Source organism: Enterobacillus tribolii (genome assembly GCF_003363015.1).
Lineage (GTDB): Bacteria > Pseudomonadota > Gammaproteobacteria > Enterobacterales > Enterobacteriaceae > Enterobacillus > Enterobacillus tribolii.
The window spans coordinates 1-14,411 of record NZ_QRAP01000019.1 but is presented as its reverse complement, the minus strand read 5'-3'; the positions used below and the strand labels follow the sequence as shown (position 1 = coordinate 14,411).

The window sequence follows — 14,411 nt, the reverse complement described above, 5'->3', positions numbered from 1 at the left end:
CGTCAGTAGCGGCATTGTGTCCGCCCGCGAAAAAAGATACGAGCGGAGATATGCGGATTTCCGGGAGGCGTTGACCGTTATCTTTTTTTGTTGCAGCCGTTGCCTATCCACCGGAAAGTACGCCGCATTTATTCTTCCCTCTGCTGTCAGGCGGATGTCCTGCCCAGGTAGCCGTCCCAGTCTTTCCAGACTGGTTGCAGACCCGCAGCGCTCAGTGCGGCGGCAACCTGCTGCGGCGTCCGGTTGTCATCGGGAGAAAATTGCTCCAGCTCCGGATGTGCATCCGCGTAGCCGCCAGGCTGGGTGCGGGAGAACGCGCTGACGTTGTTGATTGCCAGCGGCACTGCGTGATCGCGAAAGTGCGCGGACTCCCGGGTAGACAGCGAAAGCTCGACATCGGGCGCGAACAAACGGAAGGCGCAAATTACCTGTAGCAGTTGCGCTTCATCCATCAGCGACGCGGGCGGTATACCGCCTGCGCAAGGTCGCAGGCGCGGAAAGGAGATGGAATAACGGCTGCGCCACCATGTCTGCTGCAGCCAGGCCAGGTGCTCGGCCAGCATCAGGCAATCGCTGCGCCAGTTATCCGACAGGCCAATCAGCGCGCCAAGCCCGATCTTGTCGATCCCCGCGGCGCCAAGGCGATCGGGCGTTTCCAGCCGCCAGAAGAAGTCCTGTTTGTGGCCGCGTAAGTGATGCCTGGCATAGGTTGGGAGGTGATAGGTTTCCTGATAAACCATCACGCCGTCCAGCCCCAACGTTTTCAGTTCGGCATATTCCTCCTGCGCCAGCGGCTGGACTTCCATCATCAGGGTGCTGAACTGCGCGCGGATTTCCGGCAGGTGGCGGCGGAAATAGGACATGCCGACCTTTGACTGATGTTCGCCGGTGACCAGCAGCAGGCTGTCAAAACCCAGATCGCGGATGGCGGCGCATTCACGGGCAATCTCATCACCGCTGAGCGTTTTGCGCTTCAGATGATTGCTCATGGAGAAGCCGCAGTAGGTGCAATCATTGGCGCACAGGTTGGAGAGGTAGAGCGGCACATACATGCCGACCGTATTCCCGAAGCGCTGGCGGGTCAGGCGTTGCGCTTTCTGCGCCATGCTTTCCAGGTAGCCGGCGGCGGCGGGAGAGAGCAGGGCCATCATATCGTTGATATCAGGGTGGGCTGCGCCCAACGCGCGTTCCACGTCAGCGGCAGTTTTGGCGTGGATGCGTAACCCCGTGTCATCCCAGCCCAGATTCTGCCAGCGTTGGGTGAAGGTTTTCATCATCCGGCATCCTGTGTGGCCGTGAGGAAGGCGGTCAGCGGGCTGGAAGCCTGAGCCTGGCTGCGGCGGCCTCCCGGCCCGGCGTTACGCGCGATGTTTCCTGCCTCTACCGCCAGCCGGAACGCGCGGGCCATGGCGACCGGATCGCCGGCGACGGCAATCGCGGTATTGACCAGGACCGCATCGGCGCCCATTTCCAGCGCCCCGGCGGCATGACTGGGCACGCCGATACCGGCGTCCACCACGACGGGAATGCTGGCCTGTTCGATGATAATATTCAGGAAATCGCGTGTTTTCAGCCCTTGATTGGAACCGATCGGCGCGCCGAGCGGCATAACGGCTGCGCAGCCTGCTTCTTCCAGACGTTTACACAGCACCGGATCGGCGCCGCAGTAAGGCAGGACGACAAACCCTTCGCGCACCAGCATTTCGGCGGCACGCAGGGTTTCTATCGGATCGGGCAGCAGATAACGTGCATCAGGGTGAATTTCCAGCTTAATCCAGTGCGTTCCCAGCGCTTCACGTGCCAGCCGCGCGGCAAACAGTGCCTCATCTGCGGTTTTTGCGCCGGAGGTGTTGGGCAGCAGGCTGACGCCCAGCTGTTGCAGCGGCGCTAAAATCGCGTCGTTGCCGCCGCGCAGGTCCACCCGCTTCATTGCCATCGTAACCAGTTGTGAGCCCGACTCACGCAGGGCATCAAGCATCACGGCGGCGGAGGAAAATTTCCCCGTACCGGTAAACAGCCGGGAAGAAAAAACTTTATCAGCAATTCGTAACATCTCAGCCTCCTGCAATAGCCTGAAAGATAACCAACTCATCCCCGTCGCGCAGAGCGTGATGTTCCCATTGCGTGCGCGGCAGGATGGACGCATTGAGCGCCAATGCGGTTCCGGGAGCGTTGAGCGCCAGTTTTTCCAGCAGCCTGAGGACGGTCGTGGCCTCTGCTTGCGTGATTTCATCGCCGTTGACGGTAATCTTCATCCGGCCTCCCCGCACACCGGGCAGGCGTGGTCACGGTTCAGATGAAACGTGCGCCAGTTTTGCTGGCGGCCGTCGAACAGACGTACCTGGCCGGATAAGGCGGACGGCATTCCGGCCAGCATCTTGAGCGCTTCCAGCGCCTGTAATGTGCCGATGACGCCGACCACCGGGCCAAGTACGCCCGCATTGCGGCAGTTGCGCTCTGGCTCTGCTTCGTCCGGCCAGAGGCAACGGTAGCAACCGGAGGTATACGGCGGCTCCAGCACCATCAACTGGCCGCCGAACCCGACCGCGCTGCCGCTGATGAGCGGCTTTCCGGCTTGTACACAGGCCTGATTAACCGCCTGACGGGTCGCCATATTGTCGCTGCAATCCAGCACCAGATCGGCGTTTTGCACCGCGCCGCGCAGCGTTTCGCCTTGCAGGCGCGCATCAAGCGCAACGACGTGGATTCCCGGATTCACGGCGAGCAGGCGGCTGCGCGCCAGTTGCGCCTTCGGCTGGTTCAGTTCCTGGTTGCTGTACAGAATCTGGCGTTGCAGGTTGCTGACGTGAAGGCGATCGTCGTCAGCCAGCGTCAGGTTTCCCACGCCGCCGGCAGCAAGATAGAGCGCTGCCGGCGTGCCTAGCCCGCCCATGCCGACGATGAGCGCTTTGGCGTTTGCCAGTCTTTCCTGGCCCTCCGGGCCAATCTCCTCCAGCAGCAGCTGCCGGCTGTAGCGCATAAAGTCATTATCGTTCAGCATCGCAGGCCCGCCTCCCCTCCGTTAGCTGCAGCAGGGTATCGGTGGCTGCCAGCCAGTCCGGAGCCTGAGTAATGGCGCTGACCACGGCCACGCTGCCCACGCCGCATTCCAGCACTGCGGGAACCCGGTCGATGCTGATCCCGCCGATGGCGACAGTGGGATAGCCGGGAATGCGTGCCACCTGGCGTTTCAGATCCGCCAACCCCTGCGGTGCGGAGGGCATCACTTTGGTTTGGGTCGGAAAGATGTGGCCCAGGGCAATATAGGAAGGGTGGAACGCCAGCGCGCGATCCATTTCGGCATCGTCATGGGTCGAAAGCCCCAGACGCAACCCCGCCTGACGGATTGCCGCCAGATCGGCCACGTCGAGATCCTCCTGCCCCAGGTGTACGCCATAAGCGCGGTGCTTCACGGCCAGGCGCCAGTAATCATTGATGAACAGCCGGGCCTGGTAGTGGCGGCCCAGCGCGATAGCCTGTATGACGTCTGACTCCACGACCTCATCGCGTTTATCTTTGATGCGTAACTGGATGGTGCGTACGCCGGCCCGGAGCAGGCGTTCGATCCATTCGATGCTGTCGACGACCGGATAAAGTCCGAGCTTATGTTCCGTGGCGGGGAAGGCATCCTTGTTCATAGACTTTTCTCCTGACGTAATGTGTCTGCGGTGTGGTAAATCTCGCCGCCTCTGGCGCGAAAGGCTTCGGACATTTGTTCCATATTCGCCGCGTAATCCCGGACTTCCTGCGTGATTTTCATTGAGCAGAATTTTGGACCGCACATGGAGCAGAAATGCGCGATTTTCCCGGAGGCCTGGGGCAACGTTTCATCGTGATAAGCACGGGCGGTGTGGGGATCGAGCGCCAGATTGAACTGATCCTCCCAGCGGAATTCGAAGCGCGCTTTTGACATGGCGTTATCGCGGATCTGCGCGCCAGGATGACCTTTGGCGAGATCGGCGGCATGGGCGGCGATCTTATAGGTGATCAGCCCTTGCTTGACGTCCGCTTTGTTGGGTAAGCCGAGGTGCTCTTTCGGGGTGACGTAACACAGCATGGCGCAGCCGAACCAGCCGATCATCGCTGCCCCGATGCCGGAGGTGAAGTGATCGTAACCCGGCGCGATGTCGGTAGTCAGCGGCCCGAGGGTGTAGAACGGGGCTTCGTGGCAGTGCTCCAGCTCTTCTGTCATGTTGCGGCGGATCATCTGCATCGGCACGTGACCGGGGCCTTCGATCATCACCTGTACATCATATTCCCAGGCGATTTTGGTCAATTCGCCCAGCGTGTGCAGTTCGGCGAACTGGGCTTCATCGTTGGCATCCTGAATCGAGCCGGGGCGCAGGCCGTCGCCGAGCGAGAGCGCAACGTCATAAGCGGCGCAGATTTCGCAGATGTCGCGGAAGTGCTGGTAAAGGAAGTTTTCCTGATGATGGGACAGGCACCACTTCGCCATGATGGAGCCGCCGCGCGATACGATGCCGGTCAGGCGCCGGGCGGTCATCGGTACGTAGCGCAGCAGTACGCCGGCGTGAATGGTGAAGTAGTCCACGCCTTGTTCGGCCTGCTCCAGTAAAGTGTCGCGGAAGATGGCCCAGTTCAGGTTTTCCGCGATGCCGTTGACCTTCTCCAGCGCCTGATAAATCGGGACCGTTCCGATGGGAACCGGGCTGTTGCGCAGGATCCATTCGCGCGTTTCGTGGATATAACGGCCGGTGGAGAGATCCATGACGGTATCCGCGCCCCAGCGCGTGGCCCAGACCAGCTTCTCCACTTCCTCTTCAATGGACGACGTCACCGCTGAGTTGCCGATGTTGGCGTTCACCTTCACCAGGAAGTTGCGGCCGATAATCATTGGTTCGGATTCGGGATGGTTGATGTTGGCGGGAATGATGGCGCGGCCGGCGGCGACTTCCTGGCGAACGAATTCCGGCGTGATGTCCGGCGGGAGCAGCGCACCGAAGCTCTGCCCCGGATGCTGCCGGCGCAGGACGTCCGTGCGGATGCGTTCGCGTCCCATGTTTTCGCGGATGGCGATAAACTCCATTTCCGGCGTAATGATGCCCCGGCGGGCGTAGTGCAGTTGGGTCACGCGCTGGCCTGCTTTGGCGCGGCGCGGGCGGGGCAGGGCGTCGAAGCGCAAATGATCCAGGCCGTCGTCGGCCAGACGTTGCTGCGTGTAGTCTGAGCTGAGCGCGGGAAGTAATTCGGTATCGTTGCGCTCCTCAATCCAGCCGGCGCGCGGTTTATCCAGGCCGCGCCGTACGTCCGGCGTGGCATCGGGGTCGCCGTAAGGGCCGGCGGTGTCGTAAACCGGCACCGGTTCGTTTTCTTCATATTGCGGCTGTTCCTGCGTGCCGCCGACCGGCGTGGGCGAAAGCTGGATTTCCCGCATCGGCACCCGGATGTCTGTGCGGGAACCGGTCAGGTAAATCCGGCGCGAACTGGGGTAGGCTTCGCCGCGCAGGCCGTTAATAAATTCCTGCGCCCGGTCGCGTCGTTCACGGCGGGAAAGGGGTTGGGTCGATTCAGTTTCAGCAGAAGCTGTTTTGGTAGACATAGCAAAATCCTGTCGGTTAAGACGCTGGCCAGCGGGCAGTACGTCGCGGAGAAAGAAATTGCTTGTCTGGAGTTCGGCAGGAGTAATGAAAAGAATGTCGCAGATCGGCGTGGAGCCGGGGGCGAAAATTACTCTTGTTCCCTTCGCGGGTATTAACCCGATCAGGTTCCGCGGATCCCGAATTAACGGTCTCAGCCTGTGGTAAACGTGCGTTCACCAGCTAGGCCCTCCGACAAGAAGCGTCAGTATAGAAGCGTATTAATCAGAACTGCAAGCCCGGTGGGGCGTTATGCCGGCTGATTCAGCACCTCGTGTTCATTGTTGTCTGATGGCTGATTGTGTTGCCATACTTCAAAGGCCACCTGGATCAGGTTATCTTCCAGAGCAAAGCGCGCCGCGAGCGTTTCGCCGATGTGGGACAGCGCATCATGCAGGGCGAGGCAGGCATCTTCATCGATTTCATCGGTGGTGAAGCGGTCATGGAAGGCCATGATAACTTTGGTATTGTCGTGCAGTGCCGGATAAATTTTTTGTGTGATCGTCAAATGCGGGCTGTCTTTGCCCTCAACCATCTCTACGATGCGGTCATAGATGTGAAAGTGGCCGGCGGAGAGGTAGTCGATCAGGTTGTGGCAAAAATTCTCCAGCGCTTTTTCGTTGAGAGGGGTATGTTTCTCTTTATTCGGTTTCAGCCCAACTAACGCATAATAAGCGACGATCAGCTGTTTTCGTGCATGTAACCAGTGGTCTATCAGTTCATTACTGCCTCCGACGCGTTGCGCCAGGTTTTCCAGATGGTTGAGCATATAATGACTCCATAAATAAATGTTACAAAAAAGCAACAATCGATTACCAGATTAGCAGAGGTTGAATGCCAAAGATATGGAACAACAGTTAAAAGATGATGACAGCGGTTGGTGGGTCATCAGCAGCGAAAACCGCATCTGGCTTCCTGAAGGCGATCTACCGGTGGGCAATGCCTCCCGCTGGCAGTTGAGTGGTAAAAGAGCGTTTCGTATCGGTGAGTGGCAGGGGCAACCGATGTGGTTGTTACAGGAGTCGCGGCGCCAGGATATGGTGTCGGTGCGGCAGTTGATCGACCGCGAGCGCGGATTATTTCAGCTTGCCGGACGCGGCGTACAACTGGCCGAGTTCTTTCGCTCGCACCGGTTCTGCGGCTATTGCGGCAGCGAAATGCGCCCCAGCGGGACGGAGTGGGCCAGCCTGTGCAGTCACTGCCGGCAGCGCTATTACCCGCAGATCGCCCCCTGCATCATTGTTGCCATCCGCCGCGGAGAGGAGATTTTGCTGGCGCAGCACAATCGTCACCGTAACGGCATTTATACTGTGCTCGCCGGCTTTGTCGAGGTCGGGGAAACGCTGGAACAGGCCGCAGCGCGTGAAATCATGGAAGAGAGCAATATCCGGGTGAAAAACCTGCGTTATGTCGCTTCCCAGCCGTGGCCGTTCCCGCATTCCCTGATGATGGCCTTCATGGCGGACTATGATGAAGGTGAGCTGCATCACGATCCGAAAGAACTGTTGGATGCCGGTTGGTTCCATTATGACCGCCTGCCACAGCTTCCGCCCGCAGGAACCGTGGCCCGCAGGTTGATTGAGGACACCGTGGCGTTGTGTCGGGCGGAGAGCGAATTGCGGCGTTAGCGTGTTACAATGCCGCCCATTGATTTGCAGAGGGAACATGGGATGACCGAACTGAAAAACGATCGTTACTTGCGTGCGCTGTTGCGCCAGCCGGTAGATGTTACGCCTGTATGGATGATGCGTCAGGCCGGGCGCTATTTGCCGGAGTACAAAGCCACTCGTGCGCAGGCCGGTGATTTTATGTCGCTGTGCAAAAACGCCGAACTGGCCTGTGAGGTCACGCTGCAACCGCTGCGCCGTTATGCGCTGGATGCCGCCATCTTATTCTCCGATATTCTGACCGTTCCTGATGCCATGGGGCTTGGGCTGTATTTCGAAACGGGGGAAGGGCCGCGTTTCGAACGTCCCATAACCTGTAAGGCAGACGTTGATAAACTGCCGGTGCCCGACCCGGAGCAGGAACTGGGCTACGTGATGAATGCTGTGCGTACCATCCGGCGTAACCTGGACGGGCAGGTACCGTTGATCGGTTTTTCCGGCAGCCCCTGGACGTTAGCGACATACATGGTGGAAGGCGGCAGCAGCAAAGCCTTCACCAAAATCAAAAAGATGATGTATGCCGAGCCGGCAACGATGCACGCCCTGCTGGATAAGCTGGCGGACAGCGTCATTCTGTACCTGAACGCCCAGATCCGCGCCGGGGCGCAGGCGGTGATGATTTTCGATACCTGGGGCGGCGTCCTGACCGGGCGTGACTACCGCACTTTCTCCCTGCATTACATGCACAAAATCGTCGACGGCCTGCTGCGCGAGCATGAAGGACGCCGCGTGCCGGTTACGTTGTTCACCAAAGGCGGCGGACAGTGGCTGGAAGCGATGGCGGCGACGGGATGTGACGCGCTGGGGCTGGACTGGACGACCGACATCGCCGACGCGCGCCGCCGGGTGGGCGACAAGGTTGCCCTGCAGGGCAATATGGATCCGTCCATGCTTTACGCGCCGCCGGCCCGTATCGAGCAGGAAGTCGCCGCGATTCTGGCGGGTTTTGGCGCCGGCAGCGGCCACGTTTTCAACCTTGGTCACGGCATTCATCAGGATGTGCCGCCGGAGCATGCGGGAGCGTTCGTGGAGGCCGTCCATAAGCTGTCGGAAAAATATCACCGCTAAGGCGTAAGACGATGACGATAGATACTGCGGCGCTGAGGGCGGAGCAACTGGCGAAGGCCTCCGGGGTGATTTGCCGGGATGATTTCGGCGCTGAGCCGCTGCAACTGATTGCCGGAGCCGACGTCGGCTTCGAGCAGGACGGGGAAGTGACCCGGGCGGCGTTTGCCGTGCTGCGCTACCCCTCCCTGGAGCTGGTGGAATACCGCATTGCCCGGATCGAGACGCAAATGCCTTATATTCCGGGCTTTCTTTCGTTCCGCGAGGCGCCTGCGCTGTTGGCGGCGTGGGCGATGCTGGGGCACCACCCGCAGTTGGTGGTGGTTGACGGCCACGGGCGCTCTCATCCGCGCCGGCTGGGCGTCGCCAGCCATTTCGGGTTGCTGGCGGACGTGCCGACTATCGGCGTGGCGAAGCGTCGCCTGTGCGGTAAATTTGAACCGCTGGCGCCGGAGGCAGGAGCCTTGCAGGCGTTGCGCGACAAAGAGGAGCAGATTGGCTGGGTATGGCGCAGTAAAGTGCGCTGCAATCCGCTGTTTATCTCTACGGGCCACCGCGTCAGCCTGCCGACGGCGCTGAGCTTTGTGCAGAGCTGTATGCGCGGATATCGCCTGCCGGAACCGACCCGTTGGGCCGATGCCATTGCGTCCCGCCGCCCCGCCTTTCAGCGCTGGCTGAAAGAACATCCGCAGAGCGATGCGCAATAATGGGGTTTCGCCCTTTTTTCAGTTACACTGCGCCGGAAAATTTTTAATGAGACTTCAGCATGCTGCGTAACCCGATTCATAAACGTCTGGAAAAGCTGGAAAGCTGGCAACACCTCACGTTCATGGCTTGTCTGTGCGAACGGATGTATCCCAATTACCAGGTGTTTTGCCTGCAAAGCGGCTTCGGCGACCCGATGGTTTACCGCCGGATCCTGGATCTGGTCTGGGAAACGCTGGTGGTGAAAGACGCGAAGGTGAACTTCGACAATCAGCTGGAGAAGCTGGAAGACGCCATCCCGAGTGCGGACGACTACGACATCTACGGCGTCTATCCGGCGATTGACGCCTGCATTTCGCTGGGGGAGGTGATTCACTCCCGGCTGAGCGGCGAAACGCTTGAGCACGCCATTACCGTCAGTGAAACGTCGTTGCGTACGGTAGGCATGCTGGAAATGACGCAGGCCGGCCGGGAAATGACCGACGAAGAGCTCAAGGTTCTGCCCGCCATGATGGAAGAGCTCGATATTCAGTGGGAGATTTTCCGCCTGCTGGCCGAGTGTGAAGAGCGCGATTTGGAGCTGATTAAAGGGTTGCGATCTGACCTGCGCGAGGCCGCGGTGAGCAATATTGGCGTAAATTTAGCCGGATGAGGCAATAAACGTGATTTAAAGCCTGATTTGTCATGCCTTAAGGCTTCACATCAGTACCCCTGTTGTTCTACATTGGGGGGCGTAAAAAAAGTGGCTATCGGTGCGTGTATGCAGGAGAGTGCTGTCAATCGGCATATCCGTCGCACTCGATGCTTTGCAAACGATAAACACACTGTAAGGATAACTTATGAACAAGACTCAACTGATTGATGCAATCGCAGAAAAAGCTGACCTCTCCAAGGTGCAGGCTAAGGCTGCTCTGGAATCCACCCTGGCTGCCATTACTGATGCTCTGAAAGAGGGTGATGCTGTGCAATTGGTTGGTTTCGGGACCTTCAAAGTAAATCATCGTGCTGAGCGTACCGGCCGCAACCCGCAAACGGGTAAAGAGATCAAAATCGCTGCTGCTAACGTACCGGCATTCGTTTCCGGTAAAGCACTGAAAGACGCCGTTAAATAAGACGGGACAGTCCGTGCAGGTTATAAGAAGAGGGGCATTACGGCCCCTTTTGTTTTTTCTGCGGATGGGACTGATGCTGGCTCTGGTTGCCGGCCTGAGCGCGTGCGGTTCATCGTCCGCCCCCCCGCGTTTCCTGGCGACCGGCTATGTCGCCGATCAAGGCATCATGCGTATCTGGCGCAAGGACAGCGGCAGCGGTCAGCCGCTGGCGTTAATGAGCGTTTATACCCCGCTGCGCGACAATGATACGGTGGTCAGCCACTATGAATATACCCACGGCAAGCTGACGCAGGTCCGGCAGAGTCACGGCGGTGGCGGCCATGAGTCCCTGCTGTTACGCTTTGATGAGAACGACGAAGTCATCTTTATGCAGCGCCAGTTGAGCGACCGCAAAGAAGTGCTTTCCGCGGACGATATCACCCGCGCCCGCTTTCAGGCGCGTCATGCGCAGGAGCTGTCCGACACCCTGCGCGCCGGCCAGGTTCGTCTCCAGCAGGGGCGCTGGAGCAAAGGGCAATATACCTCCTGTGCGGGAACGCCGCAGAAGCTGAAGCTGGATGCGTGGCAAACGGCCTGGATTGAGCAGCGTGCGGCGAGAACGGCCATGCCGCTGGGCATTGCCTGGCTGGATGCGCCGGAAGGGACGCAGTTGCTGCTGGTGGCGAACGAAAACTTTTGTAGCTGGGAACCGACGGAAAAGTCGATGTAAAGCGACCGGGAGCCTGAAGCCCCCGGTAATAAGGCGGCGTTACTTACGCCCGATGGCGCGGTAACCGATGTCCTTACGGCAGAAGCTGTCCTGCCAGCCGATTTGTTCGGCGCGACGATAGGCGTTTGCCTGCGCGGCAGCGATGCCGTTACCCAGCGCGGTCACGCACAGCACGCGTCCCCCGTGAGCCACGACGTCGTCACCCTGCAGACGGGTGCCGGCATGGAATACCTTCACGCCGTCATCGTCCGGCAGATCCAGGCCGTGAATGACATCGCCGGTTCTGTAGTCTCCGGGGTAGCCGCCGGCGGCGAGTACCACGCCCAGCGCGTCCCGCTCATCCCACAGCGAATCTTTCCCAGCCAGCTTTCCTTCCGCTCCGGCCAGACAAAGTTCGACCAAATCAGAACGCATACGCATCATGATCGGCTGGGTTTCCGGATCGCCGAAACGACAGTTGAATTCGATCACCTTCGGCTGTCCCTGGGCTGAAATCATCAGGCCCGCATACAGGAAGCCGGTATAAGGATTGCCTTCCTGCGCCATGCCGTGCACCGTCGGCCAGATTACTTCATCCATCACGCGGCGGTGGATTTCGTCGGTCACCACCGGCGCCGGCGAGTAAGCGCCCATGCCGCCGGTGTTGGGGCCGGTATCGCCATCGCCGACCCGTTTGTGATCCTGACTGGTCGCCATCGGCACAACGTTTTCGCCATCGACCATGACGATGAAGCTGGCTTCTTCCCCTGTCAGGAACTCCTCAACCACGATGCGGTGCCCCGCATCGCCGAAGGCGTTGCCGGCCAGCATATCGTGTACGGCGTGCTCCGCTTCTTCCAGCGTCATGGCGACGATCACGCCTTTGCCGGCGGCCAGGCCGTCTGCCTTGATGACGATCGGAGCGCCCTGGGCGCGGATGTAGCTCAGCGCCGGTTCGATATCGGTAAAGTTACGGTATTCCGCGGTCGGAATACGGTGACGGGCGAGAAAGTCTTTGGTGAAGGCTTTGGAGCCTTCCAACTGTGCGGCCGCGCGGCTGGGGCCGAAAATCGTCAGGCCGGCGGCGCGGAAGGCGTCCACCACGCCGATAACCAGCGGCGCTTCAGGGCCGACGATGGTCAGGCCGATGTCATTTTCCTGCGCGAACTTTACCAGCCCGTCAATATCCGTGGCGGCAATGGCGACATTTTCCAGCGCGGGTTCCCGTGCTGTGCCGGCGTTACCCGGCGCGACGTAGACCTTGTCCGCCAGGGGAGACTGGGCGGCTTTCCATGCCAGAGCATGTTCGCGCCCGCCGTTACCAATGATTAATACGTTCATGGCGTTACCTTTTTACGGAGATTAATGGCGGAAGTGGCGCATGCCGGTAAAGATCATGGCGATGCCGTGTTCGTTGGCGGCGTCAATGACCTCGTCGTCACGGATGGAGCCGCCCGGTTGGATCACGCAGGTAATTCCCACGGATGCCGCGGCGTCGATGCCGTCCCGGAAGGGGAAGAAGGCGTCGGACGCCATGACGGAACCGGCAACCTGCAATCCTTCATCGGCGGCTTTGATCCCGGCGATTTTGGCGGAATAGACGCGGCTCATCTGCCCGGCGCCGATGCCGACAGTCATGTTGTCGCGGGCGTAGACGATGGCATTGGATTTAACGAACTTGGCGACCTTCCAGCAGAACAGCGCATCACGCATCTCTTGCTCAGAAGGCTGGCGGGTAGTTACCACGCGCAGTTCAGATTCCCCGACCATGCCCAGATCGCGATCCTGGACCAGCAGGCCGCCGTTAACGCGTTTAAAGTCCAGGCCCGGCAAACGCGTTTGCCACTGACCGCAGGCCAGAACGCGTACGTTTTGTTTGGCGGCGAGCAGTTCCAGGGCCTCTGCGCTGACGTGCGGCGCGATGATGACTTCAACGAACTGACGGCTGATGATGGCCTGTGCGGTTTCTGCATCCAGCTCGCGGTTGAAGGCGATAATGCCGCCGAAGGCGGAAGTGGGATCGGTGGTATAAGCGCGCTCATAGGCGGCGAGGATGGAGTCGCCGATGGCAACGCCGCAGGGGTTGGCGTGCTTAACGATAACGCAGGCCGGCTCGCTGAACTCTTTAACGCACTCCAGCGCCGCATCGGTGTCCGCAATGTTGTTATAGGACAGCGCCTTGCCCTGAAGCTGTTCTGCGGTGGCGACGGAAGCTTCCGTCAGATTCTCTTCAATATAGAACGCCGCTTCCTGATGGCTGTTCTCGCCGTAACGCATATCCTGCTTCTTCACGTAGTTCAGGTTGAGCGTGCGCGGGAAACGGCCGGAAGGCTTGTCTGTTTCACCATAATAAGGGGCAACCAGAGTACCGAAGTAGTTGGCTATCATGCTGTCGTAGGCGGCGGTGTGCTCGAATGCCTTGATGGCTAAGTCGAAACGGGTGTTCAGGGAAAGCGAACCGTTATTGGCGTCAAGCTCTGTGATAATCGCGGCATAGTCGTAGCTGTTGACCACGATGGCGACGTCTTTATGGTTTTTGGCCGCCGAGCGCACCATGGTCGGGCCGCCGATATCAATGTTTTCCACGGCGTCGGCGAGCGTGCAGTCGGCGCGGGCAACCGTGCGGGCGAACGGATAAAGATTCACAACCACCATATCAATGGGATTGATCGCATGGCGCGCCATGACGTCGTCATCCTGACCGCGGCGCCCCAGGATCCCGCCGTGTACTTTGGGGTGCAGGGTTTTAACGCGTCCATCCATCATTTCCGGAAAACCGGTGTAATCGGAAACTTCGATTACAGGCAAACCCGCTTCAGCCAGCAGGCGGGCTGTTCCTCCGGTAGAGAGCAGCTCAATGCCACGGGTGCTCAGCGCCTGAGCAAACTCAACAATGCCGGCTTTGTCAGAAACACTGAGCAGCGCGCGGCGGACAGGGCGGTGTTGTTCTTGCATGATGGTGTTATCCCTCGGCTTTAGATCGCAAAGAAAGAATGAAGAGCGTTATCGGAGCTAAAAATGATCGCTTTGACTCTGATAACGATCCTCTCCCGGCGATCGGATCGGATGATGAATAGTGCGGGCTGATTGTAGCGAAAACGTTTGCGTGATGCTCGTCAAATTTGCTTCGGATCCTTTATCTGTGAATAACGCTGTGCATAACTCGGTATAAAGCGCCATTCTGCTGTGGAAATCAGCAAACGATCTTTTTTAGGCAAAATACCGGTTGCGGCGCGTTGGGAACAGCCTATAATGCGCCTCCATCGAAACGGCGAATGTGGAAAAGCTCCCAGACGAACGACGATGAAAAGCAGAATAAAAAATCCTGAAAACAGGATTGACTCTGCGAGAGGAAAGCGTAATATACGCCACCTCGAGTTGCGGCGAAGCCGGTGACTCAACGCTCTTTAACAATTTATCAGACAATCTGTGTGGGCACTCACAAGACATTGTATCCATGTCCCTTGGACATTAAACAAATCAAAAGTCTTGAAGAGTGAACAACAGTTAATTCATTACGAACTAACAGTAAGATTCTTTGAGCATCAAACTTTAATTGAAGAGTTTGATCATGGCT

15 protein-coding genes and 1 riboswitch are annotated in these 14,411 nt (G+C 58.9%); of the genes, 6 read left to right on the top strand and 9 right to left on the bottom strand.

Annotated elements, in window-relative coordinates; translation table 11 throughout:
* Positions 1-146: 146 nt before the first annotated feature.
* The 7 genes from thiH to rsd all read right to left on the bottom strand — a co-directional run bounded on the left by thiH (position 147) and on the right by rsd (position 6,366).
* Positions 147-1,274, bottom strand: coding sequence for a 2-iminoacetate synthase ThiH (thiH, locus tag C8D90_RS21540; RefSeq protein ID WP_115460523.1), 1,128 nt, complete (start codon positions 1,272-1,274; stop codon positions 147-149).
* Positions 1,274-2,053 (bottom strand): thiazole synthase, encoded by a 780-nt coding sequence (locus tag C8D90_RS21535; RefSeq protein WP_115460512.1) that lies wholly within the window; start codon positions 2,051-2,053, stop codon positions 1,274-1,276. Before C8D90_RS21535 ends, thiH begins: the two co-directional genes overlap by 1 nt.
* Position 2,054: 1 nt before the next feature.
* Complete coding sequence (gene thiS / locus C8D90_RS21530) at positions 2,055-2,255, bottom strand: sulfur carrier protein ThiS (RefSeq protein WP_115460511.1); 201 nt, start codon at positions 2,253-2,255, stop codon at positions 2,055-2,057.
* Positions 2,252-3,001, bottom strand: coding sequence for a HesA/MoeB/ThiF family protein (locus tag C8D90_RS21525; RefSeq protein WP_115460510.1), 750 nt, complete (start codon positions 2,999-3,001; stop codon positions 2,252-2,254). Before C8D90_RS21525 ends, thiS begins: the two co-directional genes overlap by 4 nt.
* On the bottom strand, positions 2,988-3,638 hold the full coding sequence (thiE, locus tag C8D90_RS21520; RefSeq protein ID WP_115460522.1) for a thiamine phosphate synthase: 651 nt from the start codon (positions 3,636-3,638) through the stop codon (positions 2,988-2,990). The genes C8D90_RS21525 and thiE overlap by 14 nt, the downstream gene beginning before the upstream one ends.
* Entirely contained in the window at positions 3,635-5,560 is a 1,926-nt protein-coding gene (gene thiC / locus C8D90_RS21515; RefSeq protein WP_115460509.1) for a phosphomethylpyrimidine synthase ThiC, read from the bottom strand. The genes thiE and thiC overlap by 4 nt, the downstream gene beginning before the upstream one ends.
* Positions 5,561-5,681: 121 nt before the next feature.
* A riboswitch (TPP riboswitch) is annotated at positions 5,682-5,802 on the bottom strand.
* Positions 5,803-5,847: 45 nt separating this feature from the next.
* Positions 5,848-6,366: a sigma D regulator gene (gene rsd, locus C8D90_RS21510; RefSeq protein ID WP_115460508.1), complete on the bottom strand. Its 519-nt coding sequence runs from the start codon at positions 6,364-6,366 to the stop codon at positions 5,848-5,850.
* A 76-nt stretch (positions 6,367-6,442) separates the two neighbouring features.
* Here rsd and nudC point away from each other — a divergent pair, with 76 nt between their 5' ends.
* The 6 genes from nudC (at position 6,443) to C8D90_RS21480 (ending at position 10,855) form a co-directional block, all read left to right on the top strand.
* A complete protein-coding gene (gene nudC / locus C8D90_RS21505; protein WP_115460521.1) occupies positions 6,443-7,225 on the top strand; it encodes an NAD(+) diphosphatase in 783 nt (260 codons plus the stop codon).
* Between the two features lie 42 nt (positions 7,226-7,267).
* On the top strand, positions 7,268-8,332 hold the full coding sequence (hemE, locus tag C8D90_RS21500) for a uroporphyrinogen decarboxylase (RefSeq protein ID WP_115460507.1): 1,065 nt from the start codon (positions 7,268-7,270) through the stop codon (positions 8,330-8,332).
* An 11-nt stretch (positions 8,333-8,343) separates the two neighbouring features.
* A complete protein-coding gene (gene nfi, locus C8D90_RS21495) occupies positions 8,344-9,036 on the top strand; it encodes a deoxyribonuclease V (protein WP_115460506.1) in 693 nt (230 codons plus the stop codon).
* A 59-nt stretch (positions 9,037-9,095) separates the two neighbouring features.
* Complete coding sequence (locus C8D90_RS21490; RefSeq protein ID WP_115460505.1) at positions 9,096-9,686, top strand: YjaG family protein; 591 nt, start codon at positions 9,096-9,098, stop codon at positions 9,684-9,686.
* A 187-nt stretch (positions 9,687-9,873) separates the two neighbouring features.
* Positions 9,874-10,146, top strand: coding sequence for a nucleoid-associated protein HU-alpha (gene hupA / locus C8D90_RS21485; protein WP_115460504.1), 273 nt, complete (start codon positions 9,874-9,876; stop codon positions 10,144-10,146).
* 73 nt (positions 10,147-10,219) lie between these two features.
* Positions 10,220-10,855 (top strand): DUF1481 domain-containing protein, encoded by a 636-nt coding sequence (locus tag C8D90_RS21480; protein ID WP_230473080.1) that lies wholly within the window; start codon positions 10,220-10,222, stop codon positions 10,853-10,855.
* Between the two features lie 39 nt (positions 10,856-10,894).
* Here the strand turns inward: C8D90_RS21480 and purD are convergent, their stop codons facing one another.
* Complete coding sequence (purD, locus tag C8D90_RS21475; RefSeq protein ID WP_115460502.1) at positions 10,895-12,175, bottom strand: phosphoribosylamine--glycine ligase; 1,281 nt, start codon at positions 12,173-12,175, stop codon at positions 10,895-10,897.
* A gap of 21 nt (positions 12,176-12,196) precedes the next feature.
* Positions 12,197-13,789, bottom strand: coding sequence for a bifunctional phosphoribosylaminoimidazolecarboxamide formyltransferase/IMP cyclohydrolase (gene purH, locus C8D90_RS21470; RefSeq protein ID WP_115460501.1), 1,593 nt, complete (start codon positions 13,787-13,789; stop codon positions 12,197-12,199).
* Positions 13,790-14,411 lie beyond the last annotated feature (622 nt).

What these genes read in the sequence shown, in the direction of transcription:
- nudC (WP_115460521.1), top strand. Translation starts at nt 6,443, where the DNA reads ATGGAACAACAGTTAAAAGATGATGACAGCGGTTGGTGGGTCATCAGC.
- thiE (WP_115460522.1), bottom strand. Translation starts at nt 3,638, where the DNA reads ATGAACAAGGATGCCTTCCCCGCCACGGAACATAAGCTCGGACTTTAT.
- nfi (WP_115460506.1), top strand. Translation starts at nt 8,344, where the DNA reads ATGACGATAGATACTGCGGCGCTGAGGGCGGAGCAACTGGCGAAGGCC.
- hemE (WP_115460507.1), top strand. Translation starts at nt 7,268, where the DNA reads ATGACCGAACTGAAAAACGATCGTTACTTGCGTGCGCTGTTGCGCCAG.
- rsd (WP_115460508.1), bottom strand. Translation starts at nt 6,366, where the DNA reads ATGCTCAACCATCTGGAAAACCTGGCGCAACGCGTCGGAGGCAGTAAT.
- C8D90_RS21535 (WP_115460512.1), bottom strand. Translation starts at nt 2,053, where the DNA reads ATGTTACGAATTGCTGATAAAGTTTTTTCTTCCCGGCTGTTTACCGGT.
- purD (WP_115460502.1), bottom strand. Translation starts at nt 12,175, where the DNA reads ATGAACGTATTAATCATTGGTAACGGCGGGCGCGAACATGCTCTGGCA.
- thiH (WP_115460523.1), bottom strand. Translation starts at nt 1,274, where the DNA reads ATGAAAACCTTCACCCAACGCTGGCAGAATCTGGGCTGGGATGACACG.
- C8D90_RS21490 (WP_115460505.1), top strand. Translation starts at nt 9,096, where the DNA reads ATGCTGCGTAACCCGATTCATAAACGTCTGGAAAAGCTGGAAAGCTGG.
- thiC (WP_115460509.1), bottom strand. Translation starts at nt 5,560, where the DNA reads ATGTCTACCAAAACAGCTTCTGCTGAAACTGAATCGACCCAACCCCTT.
- C8D90_RS21525 (WP_115460510.1), bottom strand. Translation starts at nt 3,001, where the DNA reads ATGCTGAACGATAATGACTTTATGCGCTACAGCCGGCAGCTGCTGCTG.
- hupA (WP_115460504.1), top strand. Translation starts at nt 9,874, where the DNA reads ATGAACAAGACTCAACTGATTGATGCAATCGCAGAAAAAGCTGACCTC.
- C8D90_RS21480 (WP_230473080.1), top strand. Translation starts at nt 10,220, where the DNA reads ATGCTGGCTCTGGTTGCCGGCCTGAGCGCGTGCGGTTCATCGTCCGCC.
- purH (WP_115460501.1), bottom strand. Translation starts at nt 13,789, where the DNA reads ATGCAAGAACAACACCGCCCTGTCCGCCGCGCGCTGCTCAGTGTTTCT.
- thiS (WP_115460511.1), bottom strand. Translation starts at nt 2,255, where the DNA reads ATGAAGATTACCGTCAACGGCGATGAAATCACGCAAGCAGAGGCCACG.